This is a genomic window from Microbacterium sp. (assembly GCF_029263575.1).
In the GTDB taxonomy this organism is placed as follows: Bacteria; Actinomycetota; Actinomycetes; order Actinomycetales; family Microbacteriaceae; genus Microbacterium.
Window position 1 is genome coordinate 1 of the sequence record NZ_JAJUFV010000172.1, and the last position, 5,693, is coordinate 5,693.

Annotated in this window: 5 protein-coding genes; 3 read left to right on the forward strand and 2 right to left on the reverse strand. The window is 66.2% G+C overall.

Annotated features, from left to right (window positions below; genetic code table 11):
• Window positions 1-156 precede the first annotated feature (156 nt).
• The 3 genes from Q1J95_RS13790 (at window position 157) to Q1J95_RS13800 (ending at window position 3,553) form a co-directional block, all read left to right on the forward strand.
• Window positions 157-948 (forward strand): ABC transporter ATP-binding protein, encoded by a 792-nt coding sequence (locus Q1J95_RS13790; RefSeq protein ID WP_300268532.1) that lies wholly within the window; start codon window positions 157-159, stop codon window positions 946-948.
• A gap of 53 nt (window positions 949-1,001) precedes the next feature.
• Complete coding sequence (locus Q1J95_RS13795) at window positions 1,002-3,065, forward strand: FtsX-like permease family protein (protein WP_300268534.1); 2,064 nt, start codon at window positions 1,002-1,004, stop codon at window positions 3,063-3,065.
• Between the two features lie 80 nt (window positions 3,066-3,145).
• A complete protein-coding gene (locus tag Q1J95_RS13800; RefSeq protein WP_300268536.1) occupies window positions 3,146-3,553 on the forward strand; it encodes a hypothetical protein in 408 nt (135 codons plus the stop codon).
• A gap of 185 nt (window positions 3,554-3,738) precedes the next feature.
• Here the strand turns inward: Q1J95_RS13800 and Q1J95_RS13805 are convergent, their stop codons facing one another.
• Together Q1J95_RS13805 and Q1J95_RS13810 are read right to left on the reverse strand one after the other, a co-directional pair.
• Complete coding sequence (locus Q1J95_RS13805) at window positions 3,739-5,040, reverse strand: ISL3 family transposase (RefSeq protein ID WP_300268538.1); 1,302 nt, start codon at window positions 5,038-5,040, stop codon at window positions 3,739-3,741.
• An 86-nt stretch (window positions 5,041-5,126) separates the two neighbouring features.
• A partial coding sequence (locus tag Q1J95_RS13810; protein WP_300268539.1) for a sugar phosphate isomerase/epimerase occupies window positions 5,127-5,693 on the reverse strand: 567 nt, incomplete at its 5' end.

The window sequence follows — 5,693 nt, forward strand, 5'->3', positions numbered from 1 at the left end:
CCGCGGTCGAGGCGATCAAGACTCGCGTCACCGCGGGGCACTAGCGTGAGCCAAGTCGGGATACGAGTGCATATCGTTCAAAGGAACGATGAGTGGCACGACAAGCCGTTCTGGAGGTCGATGCGAGGCCTGTGGTGTGAGCGTGACAGTAGACGCATGACTTCCGCTAACAGTGACTCGCGACCCTCCAAGTTTGACCCCTCATTGAAGCTCGCGGCCCAAACGGTCGACCTCGTACGAGAGTACGGCGCTGGAGACAGCCGCGTGCGTGCACTCGACGGACTGAGCATCGAACTCGAGTCCGGGAGGTTCACCGCGATCATGGGTTCATCCGGTTCAGGCAAGTCGACCCTGCTGCATTGCCTTGCGGGCCTCGACCGCGCGACGTCGGGTCGGATTCTGCTCGGCGAGACCGATCTCGGCGGTCTGGATGATGCCGCCCTCACCGCCATCCGGCGCGACAGGATCGGATTCGTGTTCCAAGACGGCAACCTCCTGCCGCACCTTACGGCCGGCGAGAACATCGACCTCGGGTTATCGCTCGCGGGGCGGCGTCCCGACCGCGCGTGGCGCACTGAACTTGTCGGCCGGCTCGGGATCGGTGACCGTCTTCGGCACTTACCGTCTGAGCTGTCGGGAGGGCAGCGCCAGCGTGTCGCGGTGGCGAGAGCCCTGCTCGGCCACCCGGATCTCATCGTTGCCGACGAACCGACCGGCGCACTGGACAGCGCATCCGGCGGAGCGCTGCTGGAACTTCTCAGGTCATGCGTCGACGACTACGGGCAGACCGTGGTCATGGTGACGCACGACCCCTCGGCCGCCGCCGTCACAGACGAAGTCGTGCTGCTGAAAGACGGACGTTCGGTGGGCATCCTCAATCAGCCCACTCGCGAAACGGTGCTCGAGCGCGTCGCCGCGATCAGCGCGCAGCCGGGAGCCGTCGCATGATCGTCCCGCAGGCCGCCGTCCGAAGCATCAGGAGACGGCCAAAACAGGCCTTGATGATGGGCCTCGCGATCGCGCTCGCAACCGCCTTCGCAGCGTCGTCGATCCTTATCGCAATCAACGCAAGGGCCGCACTCGTCGCCTTCGGAATGACAACACCGGAAGCGACCGATGTTGTCGTCGTTCCCCCTGAAAGCATCGACAACGAGGCCGTCGCCCATATGGCGGGGCAAGTGGCAGCATTGCCCGAGACTGACGAAGTCGCGGTCGAGTACCTGGGAGACGTCTCCGTTGAGGCGGGCGGTCTGACGTCCACGTGGAAACTGACAAGCGACCCCGGTTCCGGCTCTCTCAGCGCCATCCCCGACCTGGAGGAGGGGGATGCGCTGCAAGCGGGCGAGATCTACCTCGGTGTCAGCACCGCTGAACGATCAGGGGTCTCGGTCGGCGACACGGTCGTCGCAGCGGGGCGAGAACTGGTCGTCGCCGGCATCGGGCAGATTCACGAGTTCGGCATGGATGTCGGGCTCATAACGGAAGAGGACGCCGTCGCCATCGGCTCGATGACCCCGGTGCAGATCTTCATCGCAGGTGACATGGATCCGGATGCCGTGAGCGCGCTGATAGGAGACAGCCTCGTCATCAGCGGCGAAGAACAACGAGCCGACCAGGCGAGAACGGTGACGGACACGCTCGTAGGCGTGTTCGGCGCGCTCACCGTGTTCGTCGGCCTTGCGCTGCTGTCGGCCGTCGTAATCGTCGGCTCTACCTTCCGGACGGTGTTCTCGCGTCGGGCGACCGAACTCGCTTTGCTGAGATGCGTCGGTGCGGGCCGCGCGCAGTTACGGCGTCTCGTGCTGTTCGAAGCGGCATGCATCGGCCTGCTCAGCGGTATCTTCGGCGTCGCGGTCGGATGGGCGCTCGCCGCCGGACTCGTTGCCGTTGCGCAGTCCAGCGGTCTGCTGACGGATGCGTTCAACTCGGCCCCGCTCGCACTCGTTGCGTGCCTGGTGCTGGCGACACTCTCCACCGTTGTCGCAGCGCTTCCGGCAGCGAAAGCCGCGGGGAAAGCCTCGCCGATAGCAGCGCTGAGCGCAGCCAGGGCAACGGAGGCACGGTCGACCAGACGAGCTGTGCGCCTGGTCGCAGCGAGTGTCCTTGCGTTGAGCGCTGTCGCCACCGGTGCGGCCGGTGCGATCGCGGCGAGCACCGACGAGTTCCTGGCACTCGGGTTGACGGCGCTCAGCGGTGTGCTGCTCTTCGTCGCGCTCGTGTGCATCGGACCCTTTATCGTTCAGTGGTTCGCAGCACTCCTTCGACCCTTGACCGGGTCGTCGGGAGCGGTCCGTGTAGCGGTATCGAACGCACGTCGGTCCTCCCGCCGCACGGCTGCCATGAGCACCGTGCTGATGCTGGGGGTTGGGCTGACGGCGGCACTCGTCGTCGGCGTAGCCGGAGCTACCGCCGATGCCCGCGAGGACATGGAGAGCAACTTCTCCTCCGCTGCGATCATTCCCGTCGACTTTGTCGACGACCCCGATGCCGTTGTCGACCTGCTGACCGAGCATCCGGCAGCGGATGTTCGCGTCGACGGGCTCGACATTCTCGTTGATCCCGCTCCGGGAACGGGCGCTGTTGAACTGCGCTCGGCGGTGCTCGAGAGCGTCAGCGACGGCACGCCCGTGTTCTGGGCATCCGACGTCCGGGAGGGCATCGAGCAGACGCTCCTGGTCGGCCAGATCATCGGCATCGTCATGATCAGCGTGACCCTCATTGTGGCAATGGTCGGAGTCATGGTCACCCTGGCGCTCTCCGTCGCCGAGCGGCGCGAAGAAATCGCGCTGACCCGCGCCCTGGGCATGACTCGAGCGGGTGCGCGTCGCTCACTCGCCATCGAGGCTGCGCTCGCGGCAACGATGGGGTCGATAACCGGTGTCGTCTTCGGCAGCGGCTACGGTCTGCTCGCGCTGAACGCGCTGGGGATGTCTGCCGGTGCACCGCCGATCGGCTCGCTCACTGCCGTTTTCTTCGGCGTCATCATCGCCTCGATCCTGGCGGCCGCGATCCCCATGCGGACAGCGGGCCGTGTTTCACCGGCGATTGGCATGGCAGCTCGATGAACCCCCTCGCCGCAACGGCCGTCCGGCCCCGATACAACCTGGTCAATACTCAGAAAGGTACGAAAACTATGCACGCTCGAATGAAACTGCTCGTCGGCGCAATCGGCGCAGTCGCCGCGCTGACCGTAAGCGGATGCACCGTAGTGCAAGACACGTTTCAGGTGGGGGAACGCGAGTTCCACTTCGACACGATTGCTGACCTCCAGGAATCAGGGGAGGCGTTCCGCTTCCAGGGATTCCTGCCTGACGATGCGACCGACATTCGCATGATTGCGCAGCTCGACGGTCATGCGAGTCTCATGCGATGGACGAGCCCGACCGAGTTCGATTCCGAGCACTGCAGTGCGGCGGATATTACAACGACGCCGCCGTTCGACCCGGAGTGGCTGATCGACCCGATTCCCGAGGCAGGAGCCGCCTGCGGTTCCTGGGCGGTCGTCAGCAGCGGCGGTGTGCACTTCGCCTGGTCGGACCCGGAAGGCGAGTAGCTGCGATCGGTTGCGGATAGTGCGGGTCGAGGCTATGAGTCGCGAGATCGGCTATCGGCAACCGCTTCACGAGGAGTTCTCGCGCACCGCAGAAGAATACCGAGAACAGAGGCATCGATGCAAGAATCAGTGACCGTCGCGGGCGCATTCGTGCCGGGGTATGCCTGATAAACGGCTCTTCGCATTCAGGGGTGTAGGTGGGGTCTGAAGCCGCCGGTCTCGAGCAACGATCTCGCGATGTAATTGGCGATGTTGCGGAAGCCGAGCGCGGAGCCGCGGAGGTACTCGAGACGGCCGTTGATCGCCTCGGTCGGGCCGTTGCTCGTGCCGGGCTGGTCGAAGTACGCGAGGACGTCAGCGGCTCTCTTCTTCAGCGTGCGGCCGAGCCTGCGGAGCTCGACCAGAGCGGCCGGGACGCCGCGGGAGACAGCATCGATCACGCCCTGCATGGCCTTCCTCCCGGCGGCGCGATCCGAGTCGCGGTAGGCGGAGATCATGCGCTGGTAGATCCCCCAGGTCGCCTCGACCTCGACATGCTGCTCCGCGGCGAACAGTGCCTCCAGGCGGGCCTTCTGCCCGTCGGTGAGGAACCGCGTCCCGGTATGGAGAGCGCGGCGGGCCGAGTAGAGCGGGTCGCCCTTCCGTCCGCGCCTGCCGAACACGTCGCGTTGAACACGGCGGCGGCAGTCATCGAGGGCGGTGCCGGCGAGGCGGACGACGTGGAACGGATCCATCACCGCCGTCGCGGTCGGGATCTCCTCGGCCGCGGCGGACTTGAAGCCCGTGAACCCGTCCATCGCGACCACGTCAACACCGTCGCGCCAGTTGCTCGGGCGTGCGGCGAGCCAGGTCTTCAACACCTGCTTCGAGCGGCCCTCGACCATGTCGAGCAGCCGGGAGGGCCCCGTCCCGGTGCGGATCGGGGTGAGGTCGATGATCACGGTGACGTACTTGTCACCGTGGCGCGTGTGGCGCCAGACATGCTCGTCGACGCCGATCGTGGTGACGCCGTCGAACCGGGCCGGGTCATCGATCAGCGCCCGCTGCCCTTCGGCAAGGACCGCGCTGTTGGCGGTGTGCCAGGCGCCGCCGAGCCCCGCAGCGATCCGGGTGACGGCGAGATGGTCGATCACGAGTGCTTCCAGCGCCCACCTCACCCCGCCGCGCGACAGCTTCGCCTTCGGCTCCGCCGCCCGCGTCGTGTCCTCCCGCCACGAGATCCCGCAGGTCGCGCACCGGTAGCGGCGAACCCGGACCAAGAGCGTGGTGGGGCGATGGCCGAACGGGTCGTGCGCGAGACGACGGGCAACCGTCCCGCGCGAGAGCGCCTGACTGCCGCAACCTCGACACCACGAGTCGGGCTCCGCGACGCGACACTCGATGACCGCCCGATCACGCCGCAAGTCCAGTCCGACGGCGTCGAGTCCGAACTCGTCGAGGCGGCAGAACACGGTCAGATCAGGGGCAGCGAATGTAGCGTGGGACACGTCGAGGTCTTCCGTCGGACGGGCAGTGTGAGAACTTCCATCCTCGGGAGACCTCGACCCCTACCAGGACACCGACGCGCCCTCACCTACCCCCTCAACTGCGAAGAGCCGGAGAACGCCGCATCAAAGGCGGCATCGGGCGGCGTGATGGCCGCGAGCCCCCGCACGAAGGCCAGCGCCTCTGGTGCGCCGTGCAGGCGGTCCATACCGGCGTCTTCCCATTCGACGCTCGTTGGGCCGTCATAGCCGATCGAGTTCAGTGCGCGGAAGAACGGCTCCCACCGCACGGCACCGTGGCCTGTCGAGACGAACGTCCACCCGCGGCGGGGATGTGCCCAGGGCAGATGCGACCCGAGCACGCTGTTGCGACCGTCCAGATTCGTGATCGACTCCTTCACATGCACGTGGAACACGTGCTCGGCGAAATCAAGCACGAATCCGACCTCGTCCAAGCGCTGCCACACGAAGTGCGACGGGTCCACGTTGAGCCCGAAGCTCTTCCGATGTCCGATCGCGTCCAGTGTCGCCTTCGCGGTCCAATAGTCGTAGGCGATCTCGGACGGATGCACCTCGAGCGCGAACCGCACCCCGACCTCCTCGAACACGTCGAGGATCGGATTCCAGCGGTCGGCGAAGTCCCGATACCCGGCGGC